The sequence below is a fragment of the Virgibacillus alimentarius genome (assembly GCF_017874635.1).
In the GTDB taxonomy this organism is placed as follows: Bacteria; Bacillota; Bacilli; order Bacillales; family Amphibacillaceae; genus Virgibacillus_B; species Virgibacillus_B alimentarius.
Genome location: NZ_JAGIKX010000002.1, coordinates 15,444 through 42,108 on the forward strand (window position 1 = coordinate 15,444; position 26,665 = coordinate 42,108).

Here is a 26,665-nt window from a genome sequence, read left to right on the forward strand (position 1 = left end):
TAAGCCCCCATATAACGGGTTAATCTGCTATTTTGCCTTCTTTAATAGTGTTTTTAAGACAAATGGTACCATGCCTAACCATCGATTTGAGTATAAGGGTCGATCATGCTTTTGGTCACTTTTTCTTTTTTTTCTCTCGTTTGCTGGCAAATTCATATAGATAGTAAGTTGTTGTGTTAAATATTTAATGTAATCGCTTCCTGAAATAGTAAATCCCACCCTTTTATTTATTATCATTCGCAAAAAAAGAGTGGGTTATTCAATTAGTGTCAGCATTTTAATAAATTAATTATTTCCTTTGCGATCTCATTGATCGATTTATTATCCGTGACTACAATATAATCACAGCATGATTTATACATCTCTGCTCTTCTCTCATACATTTTTTTCTGATCACTCATGTTTTTTTGCCACAATGGTCTTTCTTGATCATTTTGCAGCCTGCGAGCGATAGTATCAAAGGATGTTTGCAAATAAATAATAAATCCATTTTTTCTCATGAAGCTCCTATTTACATCTTTTTCAACTATCCCTCCCCCAGTGGAAATTATTTTGTCTGTGATTTGCTTCAATGCTTCTGTTTCATAAGTACGGAAGGCACTCTCCCCATCATTTTTGAAAATATCAGCTATACTCATTTGATGTTTTTCTTCAACAAATATATCCGTATCTGCCTGTGTAACGTCCATCATTTCACTTAATTTTTTTCCAATACTACTTTTGCCGCTTCCCATAAATCCAATTAAATAGATCGTTGTCATTTTTAATCCCCCTACTTACCACAACTAAACTCCTTTTTATTATACAGCAAACAAAATATTTATACATTTTTAAAAATATTTATAAAAAAAGAAGGAGTTTGTCAAAAAGGGTCGAATAATTAATTTGTTGCATATTTAAATAAAGGAGGTGACTTTATTGAATCCCGCAGCAACACTATCAAATAAGCTTCTCGTATCTGCGTTTCAAGCTCGTGCATCAGATATTCATTTTTATCCTTTCCCTCATCAAACAAACATCTACTTTCGTATTCACGGAAAAAGAATATTACACAAAACAATCCTTACTAGTCAATACCAACTTTTACTTACGCATTATAAATTTTCTTCTGGAATGGATATAGGTGAAATTAGAAAACCACAAAATGGAACAATCATACATCAAACAGCTTCTCAAAAAAAGTTTGCTCTTCGCTTGTCAACTTTACCTGTAAACAACAATATAGAAAGCTTAGCAATACGAATTCTACCTCAAGAAAAAGACCTCACACTTGATCAACTTTTCATGTTTCCTTATCAATTAAAAAAAATGAAAAAATGGATGACGAATCGTGCTGGCATTATTTTATTTACCGGACCAACGGGAAGTGGTAAAACGACTACGTTATATGCTTTATTGCAAACGGTTTTACAGGAAAAGTCGATTCAAACAATTACATTAGAAGACCCGATTGAAAAAGATATGGATAATATTTTACAAGTTCAAGTGAACGAAAAAGCTGGTATCACCTATCAAACAGGATTGAAAGCAGCTTTAAGACATGACCCTGATGTTATTATGGTAGGAGAAATTCGTGATGAGCAAACAGCACAATTTGCTTTTAACGCATCATTAACTGGACATCTTGTTTTAAGTACGTTGCATGCTAAAAATGCACAAGGCACTATACACAGACTTCTCGAAATGGGAATTAAAAAGTCGGATATACAGCAATCACTAATCGCTGTTGCTGCTTTGGAGTTATTACCCATTCAAGTGAGGGGAACTACAAAACGAACAGCTATTCTGGAACTGCTAGAGGAAGATGTATTAGAAGATATATTAAACGGAGTTGATCATCAAATAATGGATAACTTTCATTCATTTCATCATTTACGAAGAAAGGCTTATGCTTATGGTTTTATTTCTAAAGAAACATATCTCTATTCATAAAAGGAGGAAATTGCCAAATGAAGTTCAGCTTCGCTTCCTTCGAATGCTTTCGCGCTTATTAGCGAATGGTTATCCATTAATTGAAGCATTAGAAATCATGAAATGGGATAATCAACTTGCTAAAATAGCAACCGAAATAATGACTTCATTAAAAAGTGGTTATAAGATTGATAAGGCTTTTGAACAAAGTAAATTTCACCCTACAATTACCACTTATTTATTTTTTGTGAGAGTCAATGGAGACCTCCAAACAAGCATAAATAAGTGTATTGAAATGTATGCACATCGTGTAAAATACATGAAAAAATTCGAGCAAATGATAAGATATCCTCTTATTTTACTGCTGATTTTTTCTACCTTATTGTACTTTATAAAAAACTCAGTATTACCCTCCTTCGTTGATCTTTTTCAAGAAAGTTCAGCTGCATCTTCAACAGTTATTCTTTCCATGATGATTATTGATTATTTAGGAATATTTGTAATGGCATGCTGTTTTATGGTCTTTGCATGCGCCCTATTTTGGCAATTTAATAAAAGGAAAATTAAAATAGATAAACAAATTAAATTTTATAATGCGTTGCCAATTTACCGTAAATTTCTAAAACTCCAAACATCCTTCTTATTTGCTACTCATATAAGTACGCTTCTAAAAACAGGAATGTCTATTAAGGAGATACTTCATCATTTAGCAAAACAAGAAAAACTTCCAATTATTGCTCATTATTCTAATTTAATGATTGAGGAGTTATCGAAGGGATATCCAATTTCTAGTTTACTATCTCAATTTTCCTTTCTAGATAAGCAAATAGCGACTATATTTCAAAAAAATGCAAATATGGATGCTCTAGAAAAAGATTTAACTATTTACGCTGAAATGTTAACGGAGGAATTGCAGCGAAAAATTATTAAAGCGATCACGTTGATACAACCACTATTTTTTATTATTTTAGCAAGCTTTATCATTTTTATATATGTCACTTTAATGTGGCCTATGTTTCAGTTAATTAATTCGATATAAGGAGATGTCTATATGTTAAAAAACAATAAAGGGTTTACACTAATCGAGATGTTAATCGTTTTAATGATTATATCCGTCTTAATTATCTTGATTGTCCCAAATTTAGGGGGCAAGAGTAAAGAGGTTAATGATAAGGGGTGTGACGCCTTAGTATCAGTAGTTCAAGCTCAGGTGGATGCCTACTATCTTGATAACGGAAACTATCCTCTATCTTTAGATGTTTTAAAATCAGCAAATTATATTACTGAAGACCAGACAACCTGCCCTAACAAAAAAAAGCTAGGCTATGCGGATGGTAAAGTTAAAAGCCCATAAACAAAATGGATTTACATTATTGGAAATTCTTATTGTCCTTGGAGTTTGGTCTCTACTGATTCTACTTAGCGCCCCGCTTCATATTTCAAGTATCGAAAAGCACCAGGAAAAACAATTTCTAAAGACATTTGAATCGGATGTAATGTATGTTCAAAATTTCTCCGTTGGAGCTCCTGATCGATCTATTGTTTTGCAGTTTAGAGAAGATGGTTATTCAGTTTTAAACAGAGTATCTGATGAAATTATTAGGCGAAAGACTCCTGCTGGTTCTATCATTGATTTTCGTACGAATAAAGAATTAACTTTTAATAAGCATGGCAGCATCAGTAAACCTGGTACAATCTCTTTCAAAACTAAAAATACGAAATACAACATCATATTCCCATTAGGTAAAGCGAGGTGCTATATTGAACAACAATAAAGGATTTACTTTGATCGAAGTATTAGTTGCCTCAAGTATTATCTTTACGATCGTATCAACGACTGTGCCAATCACGTCACTTCTGTTAAAAGACAGAGAAATATTAAGTGATCGTCGAATAATCACATCACGATTACATGATGAGCTACAACCTTTTTTATGGGAAAAGAAAAAAACGCTGCCCTCAACATTTATCAAAACAATAAGTGAAACTCCTGTCAAATTTCACTTCTCATATAAGGAAAAACTTATTAAGGGATGTGCGGAATGGGAAAATGTTAAGGAAAGAAATGAAAAAATATGTATATATGGGCTTTTGGAAAAATGAACGAGGATTTACTTTTCTCTCCATGCTATTCACAATTACTGTATTGCTTATCACGATACCATTATTAGCCTATATAATTAGTTCGGCTAATTATTCTTCTAACCATAATGAAATAGCTGTACATCAATTCTTTCATTTTTTACAAAATGACGTTATTCATGCAGCAAGTTGCCATGTTAGCAATAATACAGTTGAACTTGTTTTGGAGGAGGATGAAGAGTTCGTTATTGCGTCGATTGAAATGTATAAAGATCTTATTCGGCGTCAAGTTGATGGCAAGGGACATGAGATTTATTTAAGGGATATAAGAGAGTTTAATCTTAAATCCCTTCCCTATGGATTTAAGGTAACTATTGTAGACTTGCAAGGAGAACGTTATGAGAAAACAATCAGCTTTTATAACTAATCAATATGGATTTTTTTTACCGTATGTTATGTTTATTACAACTTTAGTTTTTATTTTAGTCACATCTAGTGTAACAATTTATAAAAATGATGTGCAAATTACCTATAAACTTACCGAGCAGATAAAAACCCAAACACTTATGCAAATGGGATATACAAAATTCAAAGAAAATGTTGATGGTCTTGAAAATAAAACAGATACCATAGAATATATGTTTCCTGATGGTACTGTAGAAATAACGTATACAATAAAAGGTAAACAAGAGATTCAGGCGCAGTTTTTTATAAAGACAAATAATACTGAAAACCAAAACCAGTATAATGTCACCCTGTTTAAAGATGATAAAGTATAATAAGTACATTTACGGGAAACATAACCATAAATATCTCACACAAGAATATAATTTTTCCCATAAAGGTAAAAATATGCAACCGTATGGTAAGTTTTATTTACAATCATGTCATACTCGTTTATAATAGCTTTGATAAGGTTACCTAAAGGAGGATGAAACATGGATCGTATGTTTCGTGTACTTGCCTTTTGGACTGGTATATTTACAGTAATGTTTTTTGTCGGTGACATGAATAAAACGGCATTATTATTTCTAGTCCAAACGGTATTTTTCCTAACATTAAGTTATTTGAAATTATCTGAACGTATGTATATGTATATGTTCGGGGCTTACTTAACAGTATTCTTTATAGGCTTTACTTGGTATTCGGAATTTATATTAGTTCCTGGTTTCGGACACTAAGTAGAAAAACCCTGCTTACATAAATGATGTGCAGGGTTTTTTCTATGGACTTACTCGCAAACTCATTTATTTTCTTTTTTGGGAGATGCAAACATCCTTAAGCAGATACAAATGGATTATTTCTTTTTTCTGATCCAATTGATGTTTCTAGTCCATGACCTGGATATACAGTATAGGAATCCTCTAACGTAAAAAGTTGATTTTTGATGCTTTTCTCAAGCTGCTCCAAGCTTCCTCCTATTAAGTCAGTTCGACCAATCCCTTGCTGAAACAATACATCTCCACTGAAAATCTTTTGCTCGTTATGAAAGATAAAGCTAACACTTCCCGGGGAATGCCCAGGTGTATGTTTTATTTCAAATTTTAATGAAGCAAATTCCATTATTCCGGGGGTTAAGAAATGTTCAGGGCGATTTGTACTTATTTCTGCACCTACAAATCGGTGGGATCCATTTAAATTTGGATCTGTGAGCCAATCAGCTTCGTTTTCATGAAGATGAACATCAATATTAAAGTAGGAACGAAGCTCATCTACTGCACCAATATGGTCAAAATGAGCATGTGTTAGTAAAATTGCTTGGGGAGTTAATCCCTCTTCTTTTAGGAAAGAGGTCACTTGGTTTGCATTCCCGCCCGGATCAATAATCACAGCTTCTTTTTGATTATATAATATGTAACAGTTTGTTCCTAGTGGACCTAAAGACATTTGTTTAATTTGCATCATAAAAACCTCCATATAAGAATTCTGCTTAAAAAACCAAAATCAGCCTAATTAAACTCGACAAATTGAATATTATGCTATAAAATTAAATAAGAACTGGTTAGTTACATAATATAGAAATGTCAGTATTATATCAAACAATTACAAATGAATATGACGTAAGGAGGAAGTATAAGTATGGTACTTGGAATTATTTTGTTAATGGTCGCACTCGTATCTGTAATATCTGTAGTTCGCCAATTAAAGTTTAAAAACATTTTTGCTTTAGTATTTTCTGCCGCTACAGCTCTAGCGTTCGGGTTCTTTTCGATTATGACAATTATTTCTGAAATATCCGGATAATATAAAAATATGGAAAAGCTGGCATCCTAATGTAAGCTCTTTCCATATTTTTTAATATCTGCTATTGTCTCTAACTTTTATTTTCTGATTCTTCTCTTATAAGTGCAGCTTCTCTTCTTAGTATAATTTTAGCCATATGGTATTGTTTAATAGGCAAAAATTCTGCAAGGTATAATTCCTTCATTTCCATTTCCATTAATTCCAAATCACCTAACCGATCACCAGTATAGATGTATATACCAAATCTTTTAAGAATTTGTTGAACGTCGTAAACTGTTTGCATTGGAGTCACCTTTCTCTATAAATATAACGAGTAATATATGCTAGAACATCCCGAATAAATATCGATTATTCCGCATAGACCTTTAGTAAAGTCATAAACCACAAAGGAATGAGTCTTAGTTGCGGAAACTTATTTTCTTTATTTTTGTAACTGCTGTACTTGTCTTAACATTTGTACTTATGTATAAAAACAGTTCTCTTCCTACAATTACGTACTTTCCTATTGATGAAGAGAATACATTTACGAATGCTTACTCCGAATTAAATTTTTCCAATAAGGATAGTAAAGATGGTTATGTTCTTCAATGGATCAGCGGTTCCAAGAGCAGCCAGCCCTTGTATTTAAGACAAGACGTTTCTCTATTATATGAAAATGGACAGCTTAGAGGTGTTCGCAGTAAATGGATAGAAGATACCGATACAATTAAAATAAGCGAAAAGCTTGATAGGAATAAGGAAAGTATTTTTGATGTTATTTCCTTTCACCATGGTGAGATTCATTCTTCGGAAGAGAATATTAAAAGTATTCAAGAAATGACTCATGATGAATTATATGTTTTTGATTCGATTTCTGATAATGAATATAAATCTTTCCGTTCCCCCCAAAATAAGCATGAGCATAATAAAAAAGATGCTTTGGATCAAGCGAAGAAAAGTACATTATTACATCATTGGAATCAATTAATTACACATTTTAATATTAATAAAGAATCCTATACTTCCATCCCCCTTTCCCGTCTATACTTGTACGATGACAGGAGCCTTCCTGGCATGGATCAGGAAGAGACCAATAAAATTATTGGTCAATTGTGGGAGGGACTATATAAAAACTATATTATTCCAGCCGCTAATTTAAATAGCATGGACAAAAATTCAAATTATATTCCACTCATTTTAATAAGTAAGGATCGTTCACATTTAGTCGTTCTCTTTGAACTCAACGGAAAAAAGGAAAAATTGATTCAGCGATTATAAGGGGGAGATTATTACCCCCTTTTATATTTACTCATTAATCTCTATACTTAAGTTTTGTGAATCAATCTATCTTCTTTCGCATGTTAAAAAATACGCTTATTGCCTACCTCATTATTATGTTACACCGAGTATGACTAATCCCGTAATTATTAGAACATAAATTATCAATGCGGAAACCTGGACAAGAAAATTTTTCTTATTTGGAAGATAAATAATAGCTGTAGCCAAAAATCCAGTTAATAACCCACCTAGGTGTGCGCCATTATCAATTTGCGGCACCAAAAACCCAAATATCAAATTAATTCCGATGATAATAAGTAATCCCTTTCCCATCGTTTGAAAAAATAATTTTTTATAAATAAGCCCAAAAAATAACAAGGCGCCAAATAAGCCAAACAAAGCCCCAGAAGCTCCTGCAGATACACTAATTGTAAATGCGAAACTTGCTAAGCCACCCCCTGCACCAGCCATGAAATAAATGAGTATAAAGCGCCAAGATCCATATATTTTTTCGACAATGGTGCCTAAATAAAAAAGTGCCAGCATATTCATAAACAAATGGGCAAAACCGATATGTAAAAACATAGATGTTAATATTCGCCACCACTGTCCATCAAGTAAAGCAGGGTTATAATTGGCACCATAATAAATTAAAGTTGCTATATTTTGACTTCCTCCATTCAGTTCAAGGAGAAAAAACATTATGGTGTTGATTAATATTAATAAATAAGTGAAAAAAGGTTTACCGTAAGATAAAACATTTTCTGTGCTTTGTAGCTGATTATAATAGGTGTTGGCGAGATACGTTTTATATTTATTTATGCTTTCTTCATCCGGATTATTTTTAACTGGTTCTACTGAAGACATATCAACGATTTTTTTAAGTTTTTCTTTTTCATCATTAAAATGATGTTCATCTAAGTAATACACTTGCATTCTTACTGATTTTTTTTCATTCAACTGCATTGGTTTTTTTAACATTTCCCAGTCATCTACAGGAGAATATGGAGATATATAAACATTGTGTATTTCAATATGCTTACCAAGCAATAGATGTTTCGCAGCTTTTATTTTCTGAAATACAATAGCAATATCCTGTTTTAAATAATTTTTCCAATCGAACCCCTGGTGTACAAATCGAAATATTTTAGACGTTTTCTGTTCCAGTTTTTCTAACCAAATTTCTTCCTGCTTTTCGTTTATGTATAAGATATGATAACCATTATTAGCTACTAAATTGTATGCCAGTTGGTACATCAGTTTTTCGTCTAGTGCCATATTTCCCCTCCCTCCCTCTACATATATGATATCAAAACAAAGCTTCTTTTTCTGCAAATAAGAAAAAGAAGCTGTTTTAACTATTTTTATTTATTCCGAATAAGTATGTGCTGGGCGCTTAAATAAGTTAGGAAGAAGTTTATTTTTAATTATAGGCATATTCATCGTAATGGTAACTGCTATTTTTCTTAATAATGTAATTGCCAAAATCATATTCATTAACTTATATCGCCATTTATAAATTACAGATATAATGGTTAGCAGAACTGCAAAAGTGACTACTATTCTCAACCTAAAAACTCCTTTATATTTTAATCAAGGGTGTTATTAGGTAGGGTTTTCTAATAGGTCATATTTTATGCATCACGAGCCGATATAACGGTCATACCAGTTTCGAGCTTTCGTTGTATCTTCTGTTCCCTGAATAAGTACACGACCATCTGGAAAAATCACAAAATTTATTTCGTTGTTAAACTGTACTTTTAATAAAAAAGGTGTAAGCTGTGTCTTTGCAACACGAGCTAGTTTTTTTTCCGATTTTTTTAAATCCATATTCGATTTTTGGTGAATTTGCACCGTATTACGACCGCATAATACAGTTTCATTTTCTGTTGCCTTTCTTTGTAATGATGGATATATAGCGTGTTGACATGTAGGACATTTAGGGTCTGGCGAAGGAAACTTCATTTCATATTGTTGATTGTACCAAATATCATAGGTTTGTAATGTATTTCTTAAATGAGCTTTATTGCCTGTTATGTATTTAAATACTTCTGTAACTTGCATTGATGATACTATATCAACTGCAGGAGCAATAACTCCAACTGTATCGCATGTTTGTCCACTTTCAGCTTCCTCTTTTGTCAGACACCGCAGACAAGGTGTTTCATTCGGAATAAAAAATGCAGACATTCCACGCGACCCCACAACGCCACCATAGGAAAATGGGAGAACTCTTTTATAGCATATATCATTTAATAAAAATCTTGTAGAAAAATTATCAGTACCATCTAGAACAATATCAATTCCATCAATAAATTTATTGATATTATTATTTGTAACGTTTTCAACGAATGCTTCGATATGAACTTCGCTATTTATTTTCTTTAGTTTTTGTTTAGCTGCCACAGCTTTAGGCAGTGCTTTCTCTACATCGTCTTCATCAAATAACATTTGTCTTTGCAGATTACTATATTCTACATAGTCGCGGTCTACTATACGTAACTTGCCAATTCCAGCGCGGACAAGGTGATTACTAAGTACAGTACCTAGAGCTCCGACTCCTACAACAAGTATAGAACAATTACCTATACGCTCCTGACCTATATCGCCAATAGGTGAAAATAACCTTTGCCTAGAGTAACGTTCAATATTCATGGAATCTCCCCCTATAACACAATGCCATTTTCCGTAATAATATGATTCACTGGGATATCGAAAGAATCATTCGGTAAGTGATCTCTAAGTTGCATCGTACTTATTATTGAAACGGTTTTATTAGAAAAATCGGTTAAAAAGCGATCATAGTAGCCGCCGCCAAACCCGATACGAAAACCTCTTTTATCAAAAACAATGCCAGGTACAACCAATAAATCAATGTTCGATTTGACTATTTCTTCTGTTTCTTCTGGTTTGGGCTCCAGTAAATTATAATAGACAATCTCTAATTGATTAAAGTCTTGTAATTGATAAAACGTAAGTTGTTTGTTTTGTGGATTACATTTGGGGACACAAATTGTTTTTCCATTATTCCATGCTTCTTTGATTATTGGTTTTGTACTCCATTCAAATTCCTGTGCCATTGTAATTCCAATCGTTTCTGCTTGTTTCCATAAAGTGGAATTCATTAAATTTTCGGCTAATTTATTTTCAATTTGTTTTTTGTCATGGTGTGAAATATTTTTTAGTGACATAATTGCTGATTTACGTAACTGCTCTTTATCCAACTAAATCACCTTTCTCATCATTTATTAAAAGTATATCGTAGGAATGAAAATAAATAAAAATAAAACTCCTATCCTCGGATAAGAGTTTTATTTAAACATATCATTATTTTGTTTCACGGTGTAATGTATGTTTTTTTAGGCGTGGACAATATTTCATAAGCTCTAAACGCTCAGGATTAGTACGCTTGTTTTTTGTAGAAATATAATTTCGATCACCAGTTTCAGTACAAGCTAATGTAATGTTTACTCGCATGTTTATCCCTCCAAATCATGAAAACTTGCCATTTAGCTTTTATATCTTCACATCGGACTTAATTATCATAGCAGATCTTTAGAAAACAATCAAGATACATCTTAAAAAATTAGGTTATTGTTTCGTATTTGCTTCGTAATTTATGACATTATGGACTGAATTCCAGAGTTACTCTGCTCTATTTTTAATGTCATCTATTTTTGATTTTGCATCTTCTAGATTAGAACGAAATTCATCAATTTTTTCTTCATATTCTTTATATTTTTCACGGGATTTTTCAATCAGTTCCGTATTATTATTGTCGATGCCTTTTTTCCGCATTTCCAATGCTTCTAAATTATTTTCAGTGGCCTCTTTTAATTGATCAATAGATTCACTTAATTTTTCTGGATTAAGATTTTGAGTCCGATCTCTATCCAATATTTTTTCTAATTCTGGAAAAAGGCTCTCTGTAAATTTTTCTGTTAGCTTATTTCCAGAAGTAGATTGATTTTCTATTAATGCATGCAAGGCATTCAATGCTTCTTGCTGGAATGCAATCAATTCCTTTAAATGTTTAGAAGAAACTTTCAAATACTCTGCTATTTCAATGGTCCGTTTAATTTGTTCTTTTAAGACATTAATATTATCTAAATTAAAGTCCAAATTATATTTCTTTTTAATAGCTTCAAGCTTGTCATAGTAAGATTTTAATTCTTCCATGTATTTCTTCACATGTTCTTCATATACTTTTTCTAATTCTTTTTTCTTCTGTTCTGATTTGGTTTTCATCAATTCTCCTTTGTATTCTAATAAGTTTACAAACGTATTTAATGGTTTGACTAATTTTTCCTCTAATTGATCAAGATCTTTTGGATTTGAATTGGCTTTAAGTGATTTTGCATCCCTTAACGCTTTCTTGGCCTCAGGCAATACTTCATTAATAAATACCTCATACTGTTCTTTTTCGATATCCATATTTTGAGCTTTGTCGATCGCTTCCATCGCTTTGTTGTGATGTTCGATTGCGTCGTTCATATTAATGTTCATATATTGATTAATTTTATCTCGCTCTTCCTCTAAATGATCATCAATATCCTTTTGGTTACTTTCTGATTGAGCACTGTTTGTATCTTCCGATGTTGTCTCGATTGGTATTTCCTTATCCTCACAACCGGATAATATCAACATAGCACTCATTAACGATATCCAAATAAATTTTAACTTCATTCGACAAGTACCCCTCTCATTATCTTGGTTGATTTATTATCAAGTCAGTGGCACTAAGCATTGCATAATAATAATGATATTAAGAATGTATTATACTAAGTATTATTAAGTTTGGAAAGGAATTTACATATAGTGATCAAATTAGGGAATTAGAATTACTTAATACAGATACAGTTATACCAGACCACCATAAGACGTGAATAAATCATTCGTTTTGACAATATAGTAAAAAAACTAATGTTTTACTTTTTTCAATAAAAATTTACATGAATGTCTATTTTATAATGGTTCTTCCCTTCATTTTATGTTATAACTTAATAAGGAATGACTAAAATGGAGGTTAAATAATGATTTATGTAATTTTGACATTAGTAATAGTCGCTATTGTGTTATTTATTTTATCTTTTTTTATGAAAGATAGGTTTGATGAGATGGAAAGTCAATTAGAACAAATCTCTATTTCAACAATGCAAGATACATATCAATTAAAAAAGAAAATCAAAGTTTTAGAAGAGGAACTTCTCTCTGATGATATTTCTCTAGATAACTATTCCAAAAATAAATAAGCAATTAGCTATATGAAAGCATATTAATATTCATTGAGGGGATATACATGAAACAACCTATTCGTTATTTTGCTATAGGATTATTTACAGCGGCTGCAATTTTATTACTGGCATTCTATAAATTTGATACATCAAAGGCAAACTTAGATAATCTATCAACCGATGAAATGATTGAAGCCATAAAAACTGATGGGTATCACGTTGTTACAGAAGATGAATATATCACACTATCTGTAAATGATGAACAAGATAACAGCAAAAACAGTAGTTCTAAGCAAAAAGAAAAAAACCAAACAAATTCTAAAAAGAAAAATAAGGCAGAGAAAAATGGTAACAAAAAAGAGAATGATGAAACGCAAACAGAATCAGAAACTTTTACAATTAACATAGAGTCTGGGATGTTACCTTCAGAAATCAGCGAGACTTTAGCTGAAAATAATATTATTAAAGATGCAACTAAATTTGATCAATACTTAGAGAAAAACGATTACAGCCAACAAATTCAGCTAGGAAAACATAAATTGAATAATAAAATGAGTAGAGAAGAAATTGCAGAAGAACTTACGAAATAGCAGTAATTAATAAAAATCCTAAACTTTTGTTTAGGATTTTTCCTTTTTAATTATTCTCTTTTTTACTTTTCTTATCTCGTTCCTCTTTAAGGTCAAAATATTCATCTAAAATCTTCTCTCCAATTAAATTGTTAATTGGATGTTGTCCACTTACATTCCCCGTATTAGGTACAACGACAGCAAAAGCTACTTCAGGTTCGTCAAATGGTGCATATCCGACTAATGTCAGATTTTCCGTCTCAGCTAGTTTTTTCCCATCCTCGTACACTTCGTGCTGTGCAGTACCCGTTTTACCAGCAGGATCGTAATCTTTTCCTGAAAAATAGGATGAAGCTGTGCCTCCAGTTTCCTGGAAGGCTTTACGAAATCCTTCCTGAATTCGATTAAGATTTTCATCCTTAATCCCAATTTTATTTAGTACCTTCGTATTAATACTTTTTTGAATAGGGCCAGTCCCCTCACCTTCAGAATCAGGGTCTCGAATTTCTTTCACGAAATGAGGACGTACTCTGTAGCCATCTGACGCAATTGTTGAAATATATTGTGCTAATTGCATTGTTGTGTACGTATCATATTGGCCAATTGAAAAGTCGAGTAAATTAGGTGGTGTTTGTCCTACATACCCAGTCGCTTCATAAGGAAAGTCGACTCCTGTTGAAACCCCTAAGCCAAATTGGTGAAAATAATTCCTTATCTCTTGAACGGATTCAGGATTAAATTGAATTGATTTTCCACGTTGATAATCATATTCCCCACCCATGCGCATAGCGATATAAAACATGTATACGTTTGAAGACCGTTTTAAAGCATTTATATCATTAATGGATCCTAAGTTAGAGACAGAACTTTTTTCTGGTGTACCTGCTATCTTGATTGGGGCATCGTAAAATGTTTGACCAGGTGAAATAACATCTGATTGATATCCCGCTGCTATTGTTGCCCCTTTAATAGACGATCCGGGTCGATGTGCCTCATATAATGCTTTATAGGCTGCATTTTCAAACTTGCCTTCCTCACGGTCATAATGCTGGCCGGACACTGCTAATAATTCGCCAGTTTGAGGATTAATGACAACAGCGAATGCATCGTTCAAAAATCGGTTTGCATGCGGGTGTTTTTGAATTGCTGTTTTCAGCTCTTTTTTTACAATTTTATCTACGCGTTTTTGCAGTTCCATGTCGATAGTTAAAACTAAATCTTTCCCGCGCTGTCCTTCTACAATAACCTCGGAATCAATTACTTGTCCAGATTTCGTTGTTGTATATTGCACTTGCTCTTTTCTGCCACGTAAAACTTCCTCATATTGTTCTTCCAAACCACTTTTACCAACACGATCATTTCTACTATAACCTCGTGTTAGGAAATAATCGATTTTTTCCGCAGGGAGTCCCTCTTCTTGCGATGTAATCGATCCTAGAAGTGATTTAAAGCTATCCTTAAATGGATAGGAACGATTCCAGTCGGTTGTAGCATTAACTCCAGGAAGTTGGTCTAAATGTTCTGCAACACGTGCATATTCTTTCGGAGTAACATCTTCGTTTTTAATTATTTGTGGAGTTAGGGAATATGCTTTATCCAACTCTTTTTTAATGACCATTACCTCAAGTTCTTGTTTTGTAAAATCACTAATTTCTTTCTCTGTTATCCGGTCTAAAATCGTATCGTATTGTTCTGCATTACTCATTTCATTTGCTTCTTCTTCAGAAAGGCGTTTATCTGCTTCTTTTTTATTTTTTAAATACCAATACTCTTTTTTGTTGCGTTCAGTTAAGCCATCGATTCGCTCTTTACTGTCCATCGATATATATTCCGCTAATTTTTCCGCTACTTTTAATTTATCTTCAGCCTGTGTACCTTTTGCTGGTGTATAAGTTATTGAATATAAAGGTTTATTGTCTACGATTACATTTTGATTTCGATCAACAATTAATCCACGAGGCACAGGAATTTTGGTTGTATCTTTAATTGTACGGTCAATTTCTTCCTGAAACCCTTCGCCATGTAGTATTTGAACAACTCCCAATTGAAGAATTAAGCCACAGAATAGTAGAAACACGATAAAAAAGATGATATTTAAACGGAAAGGAAGTTGTGGTCTTTTTTTTCTTTTTTTATTTTTCACTATTTATTCCCCTCATTTTGTCTAAAGCTATATAAATCCTTTCCTATTATAGCATTTAATTTATGAAATTCTAACTCATTTAACGATTTTTTTCATCAGTTATTCGATCTTTTATCATGATTTCTTTTTCTGGGGAGCTAGTCAAATATATATTTTTTACAAATAAATAAATAAAAAGATGACCTGAACCAAAAATCATTAACAATATAGGAATTGCCAGTTCAGAAGAGAAATTGATAACAGTCAGAAGAAAAATACTAATGGATATTACTCTCCCGATATTCACAAAAAATTCTCTGACAACGATATATTCAACACGTAAATCTTTTGCATCCCGCGCCTTACCGATTACATCATAAGTTAATGATACATACGGTACACTGATAATTGGATAGGCAATACCAATTATAATCGCATATATAAGCAATTTGGTATAACTAATTTGAAATAAAATGATATAAAGTGAAAAGTACAGCATGGCAGCTCCAATTAATATAGCTAACTTCCTTCGGGCGGGTTTAATGAATTTCGTTGCAATAAAATAAAATACTAATGATAAACCAGATAAAAGTAAATTAAACATACCCAAGGCAAATTCACTTTTGGTCACTAAAAATACCCAGATTGTGATAACAAATAGGAAAATCCCTTCCCTTAAACCTTGGAAAATATGGGCATATAAAATTCGGTTCCAATTTTTATTATGGTGCCTTTCTCTTAAAATTTTTTTAAATTGAAAGCTTCCTTCTGCTTGACGCCGTTTTAAAAAGAAGCTACAGGCTACAGCACAGATAAACAAAATAAAAGAAATCGTAAATATTGTCGTATACCCTGTATTATCTGACATTTTCGCAATGATAAACCCAGCAATTAACGGGCCAACCATTCCTCCAAAAGATTGCAAGACACCTAGGAATCCATTAAAAAAATCACGTGTATCTGGTTCGGTAATTTCAAATGTTAAAACATCAAAAGCAAGCCAGTAAAATCCATAACCGATACCGAGCAGGCTCCCGAGTATGAAATTATAAGTAGCTGCCTTTTCTCCAATGATTAATACACTCATAAAAAATACAGATAAGAAAATAACCCCTAGTCTTAATACAATAATACGATCAATTTTTTTTGCAGTCTTTCCTGCCAAAATGAAAGTAATAGGTTGAAACAGGTATATAGCTAGGTTATAAACAGCGATAGTAATATAGTCACCCGCTTGTTTCCATAAATAAACATTTACAAAAGTGTTAGAAAGAAAAAGCCCTAACGAATAGAGCCCTCCAATAATTAACAAAAAAATTAAATCACGATCAATATCCATTTTTTCTGATAAAAAACTAAGTTTTTTTTGCATATCTCAAGGCTCCTTTTTCTCTTTAAATAGTGTGAGCAAATCGGCATGAGATATACAAAAAGCCCTCACAAAAAAATTTATATAAAGCCAATATAGCTGTTTTTGCATAAAAAAATACGAGGATATTTCCTCGTATTTTTAAACTCATTCTTATTTAGCATTGTTATAATTCTTGGCTACCTCATCCCAATTTACTACATTCCAGAATGCAGAAACATATTCAGGACGTCTGTTTTGATAGTTTAGGTAGTATGCATGCTCCCAAACATCTAACCCCAATATAGGCGTTTTCCCTTCCATTAAAGGACTATCTTGATTAGGAGTACTCATTACTTCTAGTTCACCATTATTAACTACTAACCATGCCCATCCAGAACCAAAACGTTTTTTTGCAGCTGTTTCGAATTCTTCTTTAAATTTATCAATGCTTCCGAATTTACCATTAATTTTATCAGCAAGTTCTCCTGATGGATTTCCTCCACCGTTTGGTGATAGAACTTTCCAGAAAAGACTGTGGTTAGCATGTCCACCACCGTTATTTCGTACTGCAGTACGGATGTTTTCAGGTACATTCTCTAAATTGCTTATAAGGTCTTCTAACGATTTAGATTGAAGGGTTTCATTACCTTCTAAAGCACCATTTAGGTTTGTAACATAAGTATTATGATGCTTTGTATGGTGAATGTTCATTGTTTCCTTGTCGATTGTTGGTTCTAAAGCATCGTATGCATAAGGTAGTTCAGGTAATTCAAATTTAGCCATGATTAAATTTCCTCCTTCAAAATTATTCTAAAGTAAAAGGATATATTATTCACCTTTACTTATCAAGAGTACCAAAGCGTTTCAACTCATGCAAATATTTTGCATTCTCTTGAAGTCCTTGATTAATGTAAGTTGGATGAAAGATGATCTACGCTTTCACATACTTTTTCTAGCAATAAAATAAACAATGAAATTTCAGAAAAATTACCCTCAAAAAAAACAAGCATTTTTGCTTGTTACGTCATTTAGTGGTGGCTCGGGACGGAATCGAACCGCCGACACAAGGATTTTCAGTCCTTTGCTCTACCGACTGAGCTACCGAGCCATTATTTCTATTTATCTTAGCAAGTTTATGTATGGAGGAGGAAGAGGGATTCGAACCCCCGCGGGCTTTGACACCCCTTTCGGTTTTCAAGACCGACCCCTTCAGCCAGACTTGGGTATTCCTCCGTATAATGGTGGACCCTGCAGGATTCGAACCTGCGACCGATCGGTTATGAGCCGATAGCTCTAACCAACTGAGCTAAGGGTCCTTAATAAAATATTTTACTAATGTAATGGGGCGACCGGTGGGAATCGAACCCACGAATGCCGGAGCCACAATCCGGTGCGTTGACCGCTTCGCCACGACCGCCAAATGAAGTAGATTGGTAGCGGCGGAGGGGATCGAACCCACGACCTTACGGGTATGAACCGTACGCTCTCGCCAGCTGAGCTACACCGCCAAATAAGGCTCCACAGGTAGGATTCGAACCTACGACCGATCGGTTAACAGCCGATAGCTCTACCGCTGAGCTACTGTGGAATGATTTTAGTATCTATTAACAATCGTTCTTTTTCCCTGGCATCTACATGTTTATTTACAGTTAATTGGTTCTTCAAGGTTACTTATAACTAGATCGGTAAAGTTTAACAAGTAATTAGTTAATCAAATTTACATTTTCTCTATGAGATAATGTCTTTATATTTTTTGATATTGGTTAGGCACGAAATATAATTTATCATGTTCGACACGATCTGTCAATTATTTTCTTGAAATATTTTTTAAAATATTTTTTTAAATAATTAGTATGTATTGTTGTCTTTAGAAACAACAATACATACTATAGCACTTTCTTATATAGTTTTCAATACTAAAATTCAATTATTTTCTTAAATACATAAATGATGCGATTTAATCCAGTACCTCTTCTGCTATATTTACTGCATGGTCACCAATTCTTTCTAAATTACTTAATATATCGACAAAAACAATGCCTGCTGAACCGTTACATTTTCCTTCATTCATGCGAATAATATGTTTTTTACGATAATTTCTCTCCATTTTATCTATTTGATCTTCTTTTTGTGCAACAGCAAGCGCTTCTTCTCTATCCATTGTCTCAAGAGCTTTAACGGCCTGCTTTACGGTTAAAATCGTTAAGTCAAACATATCATTCAGGTCTTCTTGTGCCTGTTCTGTAATATTAACTTTGTTTGAAATTTTATAATCAATCAGTTCAACGATATTTTCGAAATGATCCCCAATTCGTTCAATATCGCGAACGGTGTCCATAAGTGAAGTGTGTTTTGCACTTTCTAATTCTGTCATTGTTCCACTGGAAATGCTTATCAAATAATCCGTTATTTCCCGATCGAGGTTATTTAAAGCTCCCTCAACTTGAACAGCCATCTCCGAATATTTTTGCTGTTGCGTTGTTAAATATAAATTCGTCTCCTCGAGGCCTTTGTATGCGTATTCGCCCATGCGAACAATTTCGGATTTTGCTTGATCTAACGCTAGGGTCGATGATTGTTGAATAAATATAGGATCCAAATGCTTTGGCTTATACTCAATTATTGTATCTTCACCCGGTATAATTTTTGTAACTATCCATGCAAGTATACCAATAAAAGGAAATTGAATAACTGTATTGGCCATATTAAAACTTCCATGTGCAAATGCAATTGTCATTTCCGGATTTAAATTTAATTGGCCTTGTAAATAGCTCACGAACGTTGTAAATAAACTTAGAAAAATTAAAAAGATAGCTGCACCCATTAAATTAAAAATAACATGTGTAAATGCAGCTCTTTTTGCTGCAACTGTCGCACCAAGTGATGCTAAAATGGCTGTTATAGTGGTTCCTAAGTTATCTCCCATCAAAACGGGTATAGCTGCTTTTAGTTCTATTGCTCCTTCAGCAAACAACCCTTGGAGTATACCAATTGTTGCACTAGAACTTTGTACAATTAATGTGAAAACAGTACCAATAACAACACCTAGTATTGAATTATCACTCATACTGACCGTGAGTTCATGGAATGCTTCTAAACTGCGCAGCGGTTCCATACCAGCACTCATTAAATCCAACCCAAAAAATAATGCACCAAACCCAAAAATAGTTTGTCCAATGGCATTCACTTTTTGATTTTTAAAGAAAAATAGTAAAAAACATCCTACAGCAATTATTGGTAAAGCGTATTCCCCGATATCCAGGCCTATAATAAACGCAGTTATGGTGGTACCAATATTTGCCCCCATAATAACGCCTATCGCTTGTCTTAAAGTCATAAAACCAGCATTAACTAGGCCTACAGTTAACACAGTAGTACCTGAACTACTTTGTATAAGAACAGTAACAATAATTCCAGCTAATACACCCAAAAAAGGATTACTTGTAAATTTGTCAAGAATATCTCTTAACCGATCTCCCGCAGATTGCTGCAATCCATCTCCCATGTATTTAATGCCTAATAGAAAAATACCTAAACCGCCAATAAATTCAAACAGCATAGCTTGTACATCGATTTCCAATGGTTAAACCTTCCCTTCACTTTCTGTCAGATTATGTCGTATACCATTCCATTATTAATAAATAACTTTATTTTGTAAAGTATCTTCGCAAATACTTTACATTAAATTTACAAATCACAAATGATACTTAAATTAGTTTTTTAACTTGACTTGTTTAATATGTTTGATATGTTGGCTGTAAAAAAACGCAATGAACGAAAGTGATCATTCATTGCGTTTTTTTATTTTATAATTGCTTCACCAAAATTTTTGTACCATCAACTTCTATTACTTGTATTTCATTATTTTTGGGGATCCATTGTCCATTTGAAATGGCACTGTAATCCTTATCATTAATCCGAATTGTTCCTACAGGTCGTAGGTCATTTAGTGTAATTCCCTTTTCTCCGAGTAGCTGATTATAATCAGCGTTTAAAGAATTATAGCCAGCCTCCTTCGTTAATCTGTCTTTCAACATAATTTTATTCCACATCTCCCGTTTCTTAAAGATTTTCAAGAAAATGAAGGAAGTTCCCGCTCCTATTAAAACACCACAAATGGCATATATCCCAGCAGTAAATGTAGGAGAAGCTAATGCAACAGAGGTTAACATTACAACTAATCCAATTGCTGCAAGTGTTCCGTCATTTAATACTTTTCCATCAATGATAATTAGTAATAAACCGATAAAATAAATAATAAGCATAAGAACAAAGGATTGAGTTTGAAGAAATACTGAAAAATAAACAGTGATAAACCCTATCCCTAATATTGCAAATCCTCCACGCATATTAACAAGAATTTCTCCTATTAAAAATAGTGTACCAAGTCCTGTAAAAAGTAATGCCAACCAATCTGATGAAAGAAAAAATTCCACGATTTTACCACCTTTTAAAATAATTTTTTGGTGATTTTTTAATTAAGGAGTTTAAATATGGAGTTTAAAAGGATATGTATCATTTTATTTCTTTTCTTATTTATTATGAGTATCTATAAAGATTTAACAACAGGAATCATAAAAAATACGCTAGATACAAAAATTGATACAGAAATTACAGAAAAAGCTAATATTCGTACTGCAAAAATTAAAGTATATCCCGGAGATACAGTATTATCAATAGTTGAGCAAATAAATAACAATCATCACCAAACACCAAATATTGACATTGAGCAAATTATCATTGATTTTAAAAAAATAAACCCTGATGCGGATCCATATAAACTAGAAATTTTTAAATATTATTATTTTCCCTTGTACCATAATAACATATAAATGGAAAGAGGCCGATAATAATCAGCCTCTTTCTCTACACGAATGGAATAACAAAAAGCGTAATTAAAATTGATATTACACCCGCAGCTATAGCTGTATTTCCTAATGCATCTGCACCACGACTTCTGGAAATAAAACCTAAAATAATCCCAGCGCCGCCTAAAATGATTGGCATCATAAAAAAGGATATGACTGATAAAGCGATACCAATCCATCCATAAACACTGTTTACTTCTGTATCGTTATCTTCTTCATCTACACGAAGCTGCTTATCAAAATCATCAGCACTAATTTCTTCTGCTACTTCTTCATCATTTCTTCTGCTTTCAGGGGTGACAGCAGGCGGTTCAGTTAAATTAGAAGATACCAGATCATCGTTTGACTTTTCCATTTCCTTTGTATGATCATGTTCATCCATAATGCTAATACCTCCTTTTGCTGTTTGAGGTGCATGTATAGTTTATGATTACTTTCTAATTATCATTTATGTTACATTTTACCAAGATTACTTCGGTTGGTTATTTTTACTTTCAATTGGTTAATTTTTAAGCATTGTTGCATATAGTAAAGAGAATAAGTTAAGGAGAATGATAAATATATGTCTAATTTTTTAAAAAGTTTAATCATAAAAAAGTTAGAGAACCTTACGGCTGATGAATTATTATATTATGCTAAGCAATATGGATTTTCCGTTACTGAAAAGGAAGCAAAGGATATTACGACTTATGTGAAAACTCATCCTATAAACCCCTTTGATGAGAATGAACGTATTAAAATGCTTCAAGCCTTAACGCAAATAACAAACGCTGAAACTGCAAAGAAAGCACAAAAAATATTTAATGAGCTGGTACATTCTCAAGGTTTAGGTCATCTTTTTTATTAATTTAAAATATCAAAAAAGGAATGAGGCCCTTGGGAGCGTCATTCCTTCATTTTTACTGGCTAATAATTTCATTTTTTAAATCAGGTTTGAACTCTCCTTTTTTTATCATTTCGATTTCAAACTTGTAAGGAGGTTTTTTATTCTTTTTGTCTTCCCCTACATATGGTGTCTCTAATATTTTCGGAAGTTCTTTTAGTTGTGGATGATGTACAATATAGTGCAGAGCTTCAAAGCCAATGTAACCAAAACCAATGTTTTCATGTCGGTCTTTTTGTGCACCTTGTTCATTTTTACTGTCATTAACATGAATTACCTTGAGACGATCAATTCCAATAATTTTATCAAATTGATTCAACACCCCATCAAAATCGTTAATAACATCATATCCGGCATCATGAATATGGCAGGTATCTAAGCATACAGAAAGTTTTTCATTATGGTTAACGCCATCTATAATGGATGCGATTTCTTCAAAACGTCTACCAATTTCTGTTCCCTTTCCAGCCATCGTTTCAAGTGCGATTTGTACATTGCTCTGATCATCTAATACCTCATTGAGCCCTTCTACAATTTTTGCTATACCTTTTTCAACTCCCGCTCCAACATGTGCTCCTGGGTGAAGAACTATTTGTTTAGCACCAAGTGCCTCCGTCCGTTCGATTTCATTGCGTAAAAATGTGACACCTAAATCAAACGTTTCACTTTTAACGGTGTTTGCAATATTTATAATATATGGTGCATGAACAACAATATTATTCATGCCTTTCTCATCCATATGAGCTTTTCCTTTTTCAATATTCAGTTCTTCAATTGGTTTTCTGCGGGTATTTTGAGGTGCTCCCGTATATATCATAAATGTATTTGCGCCGTAAGAGGCCGCTTCTTCACTCGATCCTAATAACATTTTTTTCCCGCTCATTGATACATGAGAACCTAAAAAAACCATTCTTTGCCCTCTCCTATCTTATTTGTGTTTTCTTTTTTATCTCTTTTTTTTGGGGTTCGATTTTTTTTGTAATTGTTTTTTGATTGCATCATGCTGTTTTTTCATTTTCTTTTTGTAACCGGGTTTTACTTTTTTTGCCTTTTGTACTCTTCTCCATGCTTCTTTCTCTATGTTTGTAGTTGTTTTTGTTCGCAGGTTCCGTTCATTCCAAGCTTTTGCTTCTACCCACTGTCCATTTTTGATATCAGTATATATAAATGGTAAACCCTTTTGTTCTAACTTTTTAATTAAATTTAAATCTGAATCATTGTAAAGGTTTATAGCAGTTCCTTCCATTCCTGCTCTTGCAGTTCTTCCAACACGATGGATATAAAAGTCTTCTTCTTTGGGAAGCTGGGCATTAATAACATGACTGACCCCTTTTATATCAATTCCCCTTGAAGCCAAATCAGTTGAGACAATATATTGATAACGCAGGTTTTGAATGTCTTTTAACGTACGTTTCCTATTTCTGGGAGATAAACCACCGTGTATAAGTCCTACATTTAATCCTCTTTCTTGTAGGTCAGCCTCCAATTGATTTGCTTTATCTTTACCGTTAGTAAAAATTATAGCTAAATAAGGGTTTACTACTTTCGAAAACTCCTTAATAACATCTGCTTCATTTCGATGTTTTAATGCAATCAAATAATGCTTCATTGTCTCAGGAGATAACTGATCCTTTATTTTAACATGTATAGGATTTTTTAGATACTTTTTGAAAAAATGCTCTAGTCTTTGCGGAATTGTTGCTGAGAAGACAAGCAGTTGTATATCTTCTTTTGATCGAGTTAACAACCGATCTACGTCACTGAGAAATCCCAAATCTAACATTAAATCTGCCTCATCAACAACAAAGGATTGAGCAGTATAAATTGATACTGCTCCGTTTTTAATTAAGTCAAGTATCCTTCCAGGAGTTCCAACTATAATATGTGGCGGTTGTTTTAGCTTTTCAGCCATCTTTTCTCGGTCCGTCCCACCAACCAAAAGTTTAGATATCCATTTGCCGTCTTTATTGGCATAGTGCGTAATTTTCTTAACTTCCTCATAAATCTGCGTAGCAAGTTCACGTGTTGGGGCAGTAATAACAAATTGAACTTCTTGTCTCTCTGTTTTCATTTTTTGAAATAGAGGAAGTAAATAGGCATGTGTTTTTCCAGATCCTGTCTGAGATTGTCCAATTACGCTTTCCCCTTTTAGAATGGAAGGCATAATTTTTTGTTGTATTTCAGTAGGTTTTTGAAAATTTAATTGCCTTATAACATTATTAAGTAAAGAATGAAAAGCAAATTGCTTAAAATCAGTATTTTTCATCATTGTAACTCCTTTTGATGATTACGATCATCAAGCTATAGATTTAAATAAATTGAAACGGTTCTGTCTTTGTTTCTGATACAATTATTTCTAAATTTTCATTTGGAAGCTTTTGATCTAAATATTGTTTTGTTGCTTGTTTCATGACCTTCTCAATATAGTGCCCCGCATCAATTACGGATAAACCCATTTCCCACGCATCTTGGGCATTGTGGAAAGTCATATCACCAGTTATATAAACATCAGCTCCCATTTGCTTCGCTTGATAAATATACTTTTCACCGCTTCCTCCTAATATAGCCGCTTTATTTATTTTTTTTGTTAAATCGCCTGTTACACGAACATGTGGTATGTTAAAATCCTTTTTTACTTTTTCAGCCAGCGACTGCAGGGTCATTTCCTTGTTTAATGAACCAATTCGCCCAATGCCATATGCCTGGCCCTCGTTGTTTACGGGGTATACATCATATGCAACTTCTTCATATGGATGTGCTTGAATAGCTGCATCCAAAACATCATTAAGCTTCCTCTCTTGTACAATTGTTTCTATTTTATGTTCATTAACATATTCCAGTTTATTCTGTATCCCAATATGAGGATTTGTTCCTTCGAGCGGTTTAAATGTACCCTGACCTTCTGATTGAAATGTGCAGTGGCTGTAATCCCCAATATGACCTGCACCTGCATTACTTAAAGCTTCACGTACATTTTCTATATGGGTATTAGGTACATAAACGATAACTTTAAAAAGTTTTTCAGAATGCGTTTTGATAAGTATTTTTCTATTTTGAATTCCTAAGTAATCACATAATATATCATTAATGCCTCCTGTTGCTATATCTAAATTTGTATGAGAGGCATAAACAGATATATGATGCTGTAATAGTTTCTGAATGGTTCGACCTTTTGATTGATCTGTGTTCAACCGCTTTACAGGTTTAAATAATAATGGATGATGAGCTATAATTAAATCTACCTCTTTTTCTATAGCCTCATCTGCCACTGATTCCAATACATCCAAGGTAATCATAATTTTTTTAACAGATTTATTAAAGGAACCCATTTGTAAGCCGACATTGTCCCAATCATATGCAAAATCTTTTGGTGCCCATTCTTCCATTACCTTAAAAATTTCTGAATTAATAATACTTTTTTTCATTCTGCAAAACCTCCTCTATCCAATCTAATTCCATTTCAAATTGTCTGATTTTTTCTTTATGTAAAGTATTTGCTTTTTTTATCTGCTCAAGCGTTGCTGCTCGTTTAGAATGCTCTGAACGCCATTTTTTATAAAAAACTGGATTTGGATTTGACATTAATAAGGGGCCGAAAAATAGCTGTTTTTCTTCCAGCGTTGACTTACTAGAATTTATCTCATCTGCTTTATCTCCGACAATTATTTCATAAATATGGTTGTTTTCTTCTAAAATAATTTCATTTGTTAATTTAAAGCCATTCGATAAAAGCCAACTTCGCACATTTTGTTCTTCTATATTAGGTTGAACAATTATTCGCTTTACATTCAAAAGTTTATCCCGGCCATCATCTAAAATACTTTTTATTAACGAACCACCCATTCCTGCTATTACGATTTCGGTAACCTCATTTTTATTTAACACTTCTAAACCATCACCGAGACGGACGTCTACTACATTTGTTAATTGATATGATTCAACTGTTTTACAAGCACTGAGATAAGGACCTTCATTAATTTCACCAGCTATAGCTCTTGCCTCATTATCCTGTAAGCATATATAACAGGGAAGATACGCATGGTCAGAACCAATATCAGCAAAAAGCGAACCAGGAGATAAAAATGAGGCTACATTTGTTAGGCGTCTGGAAAGTTTTATTGTGTGTTTCATTCGATTCTCCTTA

General features: G+C 33.1%; 34 protein-coding genes and 6 tRNA genes. 14 read left to right on the forward strand and 26 right to left on the reverse strand.

The window, feature by feature from the left end; genetic code table 11:
• Nucleotides 1-27: 27 nt before the first annotated feature.
• The gene (locus J2Z81_RS02150) at nucleotides 28-237 is read right to left on the reverse strand and encodes a YqzE family protein (protein WP_226981197.1); all 210 of its coding nucleotides are present in this window, start codon (nucleotides 235-237) and stop codon (nucleotides 28-30) included.
• Between the two features lie 32 nt (nucleotides 238-269).
• On the reverse strand, nucleotides 270-761 hold the full coding sequence (locus tag J2Z81_RS02155) for a shikimate kinase (protein ID WP_226370620.1): 492 nt from the start codon (nucleotides 759-761) through the stop codon (nucleotides 270-272).
• A 157-nt stretch (nucleotides 762-918) separates the two neighbouring features.
• Between J2Z81_RS02155 and comGA the strand changes: the two genes are divergently transcribed.
• The 8 genes from comGA (at nucleotide 919) to J2Z81_RS02195 (ending at nucleotide 5,174) form a co-directional block, all read left to right on the forward strand.
• Nucleotides 919-1,932, forward strand: a complete 1,014-nt coding sequence (gene comGA / locus J2Z81_RS02160; RefSeq protein WP_029271027.1) for a competence type IV pilus ATPase ComGA — start codon at nucleotides 919-921, stop codon at nucleotides 1,930-1,932.
• Between the two features lie 10 nt (nucleotides 1,933-1,942).
• Entirely contained in the window at nucleotides 1,943-2,950 is a 1,008-nt protein-coding gene (gene comGB, locus J2Z81_RS02165; protein ID WP_226981198.1) for a competence type IV pilus assembly protein ComGB, read from the forward strand.
• A gap of 12 nt (nucleotides 2,951-2,962) precedes the next feature.
• Complete coding sequence (gene comGC, locus J2Z81_RS02170; protein WP_029271025.1) at nucleotides 2,963-3,265, forward strand: competence type IV pilus major pilin ComGC; 303 nt, start codon at nucleotides 2,963-2,965, stop codon at nucleotides 3,263-3,265.
• Nucleotides 3,243-3,686, forward strand: coding sequence for a competence type IV pilus minor pilin ComGD (comGD, locus tag J2Z81_RS02175; protein WP_226370621.1), 444 nt, complete (start codon nucleotides 3,243-3,245; stop codon nucleotides 3,684-3,686). The genes comGC and comGD overlap by 23 nt, the downstream gene beginning before the upstream one ends.
• The gene (locus J2Z81_RS02180) at nucleotides 3,673-4,014 is read left to right on the forward strand and encodes a prepilin-type N-terminal cleavage/methylation domain-containing protein (RefSeq protein WP_226370622.1); all 342 of its coding nucleotides are present in this window, start codon (nucleotides 3,673-3,675) and stop codon (nucleotides 4,012-4,014) included. Before comGD ends, J2Z81_RS02180 begins: the two co-directional genes overlap by 14 nt.
• Nucleotides 3,977-4,420 carry a ComGF family competence protein gene (locus J2Z81_RS02185; protein ID WP_226370623.1) on the forward strand — a complete coding sequence of 148 codons (444 nt, stop codon included), beginning with the start codon at nucleotides 3,977-3,979 and terminating at the stop codon, nucleotides 4,418-4,420. Before J2Z81_RS02180 ends, J2Z81_RS02185 begins: the two co-directional genes overlap by 38 nt.
• Nucleotides 4,392-4,772 (forward strand): competence type IV pilus minor pilin ComGG, encoded by a 381-nt coding sequence (locus J2Z81_RS02190; RefSeq protein WP_226370624.1) that lies wholly within the window; start codon nucleotides 4,392-4,394, stop codon nucleotides 4,770-4,772. Before J2Z81_RS02185 ends, J2Z81_RS02190 begins: the two co-directional genes overlap by 29 nt.
• 159 nt (nucleotides 4,773-4,931) lie before the next feature.
• Nucleotides 4,932-5,174 carry a DUF2626 domain-containing protein gene (locus J2Z81_RS02195; protein ID WP_029271020.1) on the forward strand — a complete coding sequence of 81 codons (243 nt, stop codon included), beginning with the start codon at nucleotides 4,932-4,934 and terminating at the stop codon, nucleotides 5,172-5,174.
• A 97-nt stretch (nucleotides 5,175-5,271) separates the two neighbouring features.
• Here the strand turns inward: J2Z81_RS02195 and J2Z81_RS02200 are convergent, their stop codons facing one another.
• Nucleotides 5,272-5,895 carry an MBL fold metallo-hydrolase gene (locus tag J2Z81_RS02200; RefSeq protein WP_226370625.1) on the reverse strand — a complete coding sequence of 208 codons (624 nt, stop codon included), beginning with the start codon at nucleotides 5,893-5,895 and terminating at the stop codon, nucleotides 5,272-5,274.
• Between the two features lie 177 nt (nucleotides 5,896-6,072).
• Here J2Z81_RS02200 and J2Z81_RS02205 point away from each other — a divergent pair, with 177 nt between their 5' ends.
• On the forward strand, nucleotides 6,073-6,237 hold the full coding sequence (locus tag J2Z81_RS02205) for a DUF2759 family protein (protein ID WP_084179324.1): 165 nt from the start codon (nucleotides 6,073-6,075) through the stop codon (nucleotides 6,235-6,237).
• 70 nt (nucleotides 6,238-6,307) lie between these two features.
• Here the strand turns inward: J2Z81_RS02205 and J2Z81_RS02210 are convergent, their stop codons facing one another.
• On the reverse strand, nucleotides 6,308-6,520 hold the full coding sequence (locus tag J2Z81_RS02210; RefSeq protein ID WP_029271018.1) for a YqgQ family protein: 213 nt from the start codon (nucleotides 6,518-6,520) through the stop codon (nucleotides 6,308-6,310).
• A 119-nt stretch (nucleotides 6,521-6,639) separates the two neighbouring features.
• Here J2Z81_RS02210 and J2Z81_RS02215 point away from each other — a divergent pair, with 119 nt between their 5' ends.
• Nucleotides 6,640-7,494 (forward strand): hypothetical protein, encoded by an 855-nt coding sequence (locus tag J2Z81_RS02215; protein ID WP_226370626.1) that lies wholly within the window; start codon nucleotides 6,640-6,642, stop codon nucleotides 7,492-7,494.
• 114 nt (nucleotides 7,495-7,608) lie between these two features.
• On the opposite strand, the gene J2Z81_RS02220 is transcribed toward J2Z81_RS02215, so the two are convergent.
• The 6 genes from J2Z81_RS02220 to J2Z81_RS02245 all read right to left on the reverse strand — a co-directional run bounded on the left by J2Z81_RS02220 (nucleotide 7,609) and on the right by J2Z81_RS02245 (nucleotide 12,180).
• The gene (locus tag J2Z81_RS02220; protein WP_226370627.1) at nucleotides 7,609-8,772 is read right to left on the reverse strand and encodes a rhomboid family intramembrane serine protease; all 1,164 of its coding nucleotides are present in this window, start codon (nucleotides 8,770-8,772) and stop codon (nucleotides 7,609-7,611) included.
• Nucleotides 8,773-8,862: 90 nt separating this feature from the next.
• Entirely contained in the window at nucleotides 8,863-9,063 is a 201-nt protein-coding gene (locus tag J2Z81_RS02225; RefSeq protein WP_029271015.1) for a hypothetical protein, read from the reverse strand.
• A gap of 72 nt (nucleotides 9,064-9,135) precedes the next feature.
• On the reverse strand, nucleotides 9,136-10,149 hold the full coding sequence (locus J2Z81_RS02230; protein ID WP_226370628.1) for a ThiF family adenylyltransferase: 1,014 nt from the start codon (nucleotides 10,147-10,149) through the stop codon (nucleotides 9,136-9,138).
• 11 nt (nucleotides 10,150-10,160) lie between these two features.
• Complete coding sequence (locus J2Z81_RS02235) at nucleotides 10,161-10,718, reverse strand: 5-formyltetrahydrofolate cyclo-ligase (RefSeq protein ID WP_029271013.1); 558 nt, start codon at nucleotides 10,716-10,718, stop codon at nucleotides 10,161-10,163.
• 103 nt (nucleotides 10,719-10,821) lie between these two features.
• Nucleotides 10,822-10,971 carry a 50S ribosomal protein L33 gene (gene rpmG / locus J2Z81_RS02240; RefSeq protein ID WP_029271012.1) on the reverse strand — a complete coding sequence of 50 codons (150 nt, stop codon included), beginning with the start codon at nucleotides 10,969-10,971 and terminating at the stop codon, nucleotides 10,822-10,824.
• A gap of 168 nt (nucleotides 10,972-11,139) precedes the next feature.
• Nucleotides 11,140-12,180 carry a coiled-coil domain-containing protein gene (locus J2Z81_RS02245; RefSeq protein WP_226370629.1) on the reverse strand — a complete coding sequence of 347 codons (1,041 nt, stop codon included), beginning with the start codon at nucleotides 12,178-12,180 and terminating at the stop codon, nucleotides 11,140-11,142.
• 347 nt (nucleotides 12,181-12,527) lie between these two features.
• On the opposite strand from J2Z81_RS02245, the gene J2Z81_RS02250 reads away from it, so the two are divergent.
• Both J2Z81_RS02250 and J2Z81_RS15740 read left to right on the forward strand, forming a co-directional pair.
• The gene (locus J2Z81_RS02250; RefSeq protein ID WP_029271010.1) at nucleotides 12,528-12,746 is read left to right on the forward strand and encodes a hypothetical protein; all 219 of its coding nucleotides are present in this window, start codon (nucleotides 12,528-12,530) and stop codon (nucleotides 12,744-12,746) included.
• A gap of 47 nt (nucleotides 12,747-12,793) precedes the next feature.
• Nucleotides 12,794-13,318, forward strand: coding sequence for an endolytic transglycosylase MltG (locus J2Z81_RS15740; RefSeq protein WP_038221300.1), 525 nt, complete (start codon nucleotides 12,794-12,796; stop codon nucleotides 13,316-13,318).
• 46 nt (nucleotides 13,319-13,364) lie between these two features.
• On the opposite strand, the gene J2Z81_RS02260 is transcribed toward J2Z81_RS15740, so the two are convergent.
• From J2Z81_RS02260 to J2Z81_RS02310, 11 genes are all read right to left on the reverse strand, one after another.
• Nucleotides 13,365-15,440 carry a peptidoglycan D,D-transpeptidase FtsI family protein gene (locus tag J2Z81_RS02260; RefSeq protein WP_318842350.1) on the reverse strand — a complete coding sequence of 692 codons (2,076 nt, stop codon included), beginning with the start codon at nucleotides 15,438-15,440 and terminating at the stop codon, nucleotides 13,365-13,367.
• Nucleotides 15,441-15,519: 79 nt separating this feature from the next.
• Nucleotides 15,520-16,791: an MFS transporter gene (locus J2Z81_RS02265; protein ID WP_029266734.1), complete on the reverse strand. Its 1,272-nt coding sequence runs from the start codon at nucleotides 16,789-16,791 to the stop codon at nucleotides 15,520-15,522.
• Between the two features lie 150 nt (nucleotides 16,792-16,941).
• Nucleotides 16,942-17,553, reverse strand: coding sequence for a superoxide dismutase (locus J2Z81_RS02270; protein WP_029266736.1), 612 nt, complete (start codon nucleotides 17,551-17,553; stop codon nucleotides 16,942-16,944).
• A gap of 249 nt (nucleotides 17,554-17,802) precedes the next feature.
• Nucleotides 17,803-17,878, reverse strand: a tRNA-Phe gene (locus J2Z81_RS02275).
• A gap of 32 nt (nucleotides 17,879-17,910) precedes the next feature.
• Nucleotides 17,911-18,003 (reverse strand) — tRNA-Ser (locus J2Z81_RS02280).
• 6 nt (nucleotides 18,004-18,009) lie between these two features.
• Nucleotides 18,010-18,086: transfer RNA gene (locus tag J2Z81_RS02285), tRNA-Ile, on the reverse strand.
• A gap of 25 nt (nucleotides 18,087-18,111) precedes the next feature.
• Nucleotides 18,112-18,187, reverse strand: a tRNA-His gene (locus J2Z81_RS02290).
• 14 nt (nucleotides 18,188-18,201) lie between these two features.
• Nucleotides 18,202-18,278 (reverse strand) — tRNA-Met (locus J2Z81_RS02295).
• Between the two features lie 8 nt (nucleotides 18,279-18,286).
• A tRNA-Asn gene (locus tag J2Z81_RS02300) sits at nucleotides 18,287-18,358 on the reverse strand.
• A 369-nt stretch (nucleotides 18,359-18,727) separates the two neighbouring features.
• Nucleotides 18,728-20,350 (reverse strand): Na/Pi cotransporter family protein, encoded by a 1,623-nt coding sequence (locus J2Z81_RS02305; RefSeq protein ID WP_226370630.1) that lies wholly within the window; start codon nucleotides 20,348-20,350, stop codon nucleotides 18,728-18,730.
• Nucleotides 20,351-20,576: 226 nt separating this feature from the next.
• Nucleotides 20,577-21,206, reverse strand: a complete 630-nt coding sequence (locus tag J2Z81_RS02310) for an NfeD family protein (protein ID WP_029266738.1) — start codon at nucleotides 21,204-21,206, stop codon at nucleotides 20,577-20,579.
• A 57-nt stretch (nucleotides 21,207-21,263) separates the two neighbouring features.
• Between J2Z81_RS02310 and J2Z81_RS02315 the strand changes: the two genes are divergently transcribed.
• The gene (locus J2Z81_RS02315; protein WP_226370631.1) at nucleotides 21,264-21,602 is read left to right on the forward strand and encodes a hypothetical protein; all 339 of its coding nucleotides are present in this window, start codon (nucleotides 21,264-21,266) and stop codon (nucleotides 21,600-21,602) included.
• Nucleotides 21,603-21,636: 34 nt separating this feature from the next.
• Here the strand turns inward: J2Z81_RS02315 and J2Z81_RS02320 are convergent, their stop codons facing one another.
• Entirely contained in the window at nucleotides 21,637-22,020 is a 384-nt protein-coding gene (locus tag J2Z81_RS02320; protein WP_226370632.1) for an MATE family efflux transporter, read from the reverse strand.
• Nucleotides 22,021-22,200: 180 nt separating this feature from the next.
• Between J2Z81_RS02320 and J2Z81_RS02325 the strand changes: the two genes are divergently transcribed.
• Nucleotides 22,201-22,485 carry a DUF2624 domain-containing protein gene (locus J2Z81_RS02325; RefSeq protein ID WP_029266744.1) on the forward strand — a complete coding sequence of 95 codons (285 nt, stop codon included), beginning with the start codon at nucleotides 22,201-22,203 and terminating at the stop codon, nucleotides 22,483-22,485.
• A gap of 52 nt (nucleotides 22,486-22,537) precedes the next feature.
• Here the strand turns inward: J2Z81_RS02325 and J2Z81_RS02330 are convergent, their stop codons facing one another.
• Genes J2Z81_RS02330 through J2Z81_RS02345 form a run of 4 tightly spaced genes read right to left on the reverse strand, consistent with a single transcriptional unit; the run spans nucleotide 22,538 to nucleotide 26,652 of the window.
• A complete protein-coding gene (locus J2Z81_RS02330) occupies nucleotides 22,538-23,431 on the reverse strand; it encodes a deoxyribonuclease IV (protein ID WP_226370633.1) in 894 nt (297 codons plus the stop codon).
• Between the two features lie 36 nt (nucleotides 23,432-23,467).
• Nucleotides 23,468-24,787, reverse strand: a complete 1,320-nt coding sequence (locus tag J2Z81_RS02335; RefSeq protein WP_226370634.1) for a DEAD/DEAH box helicase — start codon at nucleotides 24,785-24,787, stop codon at nucleotides 23,468-23,470.
• Between the two features lie 43 nt (nucleotides 24,788-24,830).
• Complete coding sequence (locus J2Z81_RS02340; protein WP_226370635.1) at nucleotides 24,831-25,946, reverse strand: Nif3-like dinuclear metal center hexameric protein; 1,116 nt, start codon at nucleotides 25,944-25,946, stop codon at nucleotides 24,831-24,833.
• Complete coding sequence (locus J2Z81_RS02345) at nucleotides 25,927-26,652, reverse strand: tRNA (adenine(22)-N(1))-methyltransferase (RefSeq protein WP_226370636.1); 726 nt, start codon at nucleotides 26,650-26,652, stop codon at nucleotides 25,927-25,929. Before J2Z81_RS02345 ends, J2Z81_RS02340 begins: the two co-directional genes overlap by 20 nt.
• Nucleotides 26,653-26,665: the final 13 nt, after the last annotated feature.

Coding starts and splice junctions, on each gene's coding strand:
- J2Z81_RS02150 (WP_226981197.1), bottom strand. CDS start 237: ATGATAATAAATAAAAGGGTGGGATTTACTATTTCAGGAAGCGATTAC.
- J2Z81_RS02155 (WP_226370620.1), bottom strand. CDS start 761: ATGACAACGATCTATTTAATTGGATTTATGGGAAGCGGCAAAAGTAGT.
- comGC (WP_029271025.1), top strand. CDS start 2,963: ATGTTAAAAAACAATAAAGGGTTTACACTAATCGAGATGTTAATCGTT.
- comGD (WP_226370621.1), top strand. CDS start 3,243: ATGGTAAAGTTAAAAGCCCATAAACAAAATGGATTTACATTATTGGAA.
- J2Z81_RS02185 (WP_226370623.1), top strand. CDS start 3,977: ATGAAAAAATATGTATATATGGGCTTTTGGAAAAATGAACGAGGATTT.
- J2Z81_RS02190 (WP_226370624.1), top strand. CDS start 4,392: ATGAGAAAACAATCAGCTTTTATAACTAATCAATATGGATTTTTTTTA.
- J2Z81_RS02195 (WP_029271020.1), top strand. CDS start 4,932: ATGGATCGTATGTTTCGTGTACTTGCCTTTTGGACTGGTATATTTACA.
- J2Z81_RS02200 (WP_226370625.1), bottom strand. CDS start 5,895: ATGCAAATTAAACAAATGTCTTTAGGTCCACTAGGAACAAACTGTTAC.
- J2Z81_RS02205 (WP_084179324.1), top strand. CDS start 6,073: ATGGTACTTGGAATTATTTTGTTAATGGTCGCACTCGTATCTGTAATA.
- J2Z81_RS02210 (WP_029271018.1), bottom strand. CDS start 6,520: ATGCAAACAGTTTACGACGTTCAACAAATTCTTAAAAGATTTGGTATA.
- J2Z81_RS02220 (WP_226370627.1), bottom strand. CDS start 8,772: ATGGCACTAGACGAAAAACTGATGTACCAACTGGCATACAATTTAGTA.
- J2Z81_RS02230 (WP_226370628.1), bottom strand. CDS start 10,149: ATGAATATTGAACGTTACTCTAGGCAAAGGTTATTTTCACCTATTGGC.
- rpmG (WP_029271012.1), bottom strand. CDS start 10,971: ATGCGAGTAAACATTACATTAGCTTGTACTGAAACTGGTGATCGAAAT.
- J2Z81_RS02245 (WP_226370629.1), bottom strand. CDS start 12,180: ATGAAGTTAAAATTTATTTGGATATCGTTAATGAGTGCTATGTTGATA.
- J2Z81_RS02250 (WP_029271010.1), top strand. CDS start 12,528: ATGATTTATGTAATTTTGACATTAGTAATAGTCGCTATTGTGTTATTT.
- J2Z81_RS15740 (WP_038221300.1), top strand. CDS start 12,794: ATGAAACAACCTATTCGTTATTTTGCTATAGGATTATTTACAGCGGCT.
- J2Z81_RS02265 (WP_029266734.1), bottom strand. CDS start 16,791: ATGCAAAAAAAACTTAGTTTTTTATCAGAAAAAATGGATATTGATCGT.
- J2Z81_RS02270 (WP_029266736.1), bottom strand. CDS start 17,553: ATGGCTAAATTTGAATTACCTGAACTACCTTATGCATACGATGCTTTA.
- J2Z81_RS02315 (WP_226370631.1), top strand. CDS start 21,264: ATGGAGTTTAAAAGGATATGTATCATTTTATTTCTTTTCTTATTTATT.
- J2Z81_RS02320 (WP_226370632.1), bottom strand. CDS start 22,020: ATGGATGAACATGATCATACAAAGGAAATGGAAAAGTCAAACGATGAT.
- J2Z81_RS02325 (WP_029266744.1), top strand. CDS start 22,201: ATGTCTAATTTTTTAAAAAGTTTAATCATAAAAAAGTTAGAGAACCTT.
- J2Z81_RS02330 (WP_226370633.1), bottom strand. CDS start 23,431: ATGGTTTTTTTAGGTTCTCATGTATCAATGAGCGGGAAAAAAATGTTA.
- J2Z81_RS02335 (WP_226370634.1), bottom strand. CDS start 24,787: ATGAAAAATACTGATTTTAAGCAATTTGCTTTTCATTCTTTACTTAAT.
- J2Z81_RS02340 (WP_226370635.1), bottom strand. CDS start 25,946: ATGAAAAAAAGTATTATTAATTCAGAAATTTTTAAGGTAATGGAAGAA.
- J2Z81_RS02345 (WP_226370636.1), bottom strand. CDS start 26,652: ATGAAACACACAATAAAACTTTCCAGACGCCTAACAAATGTAGCCTCA.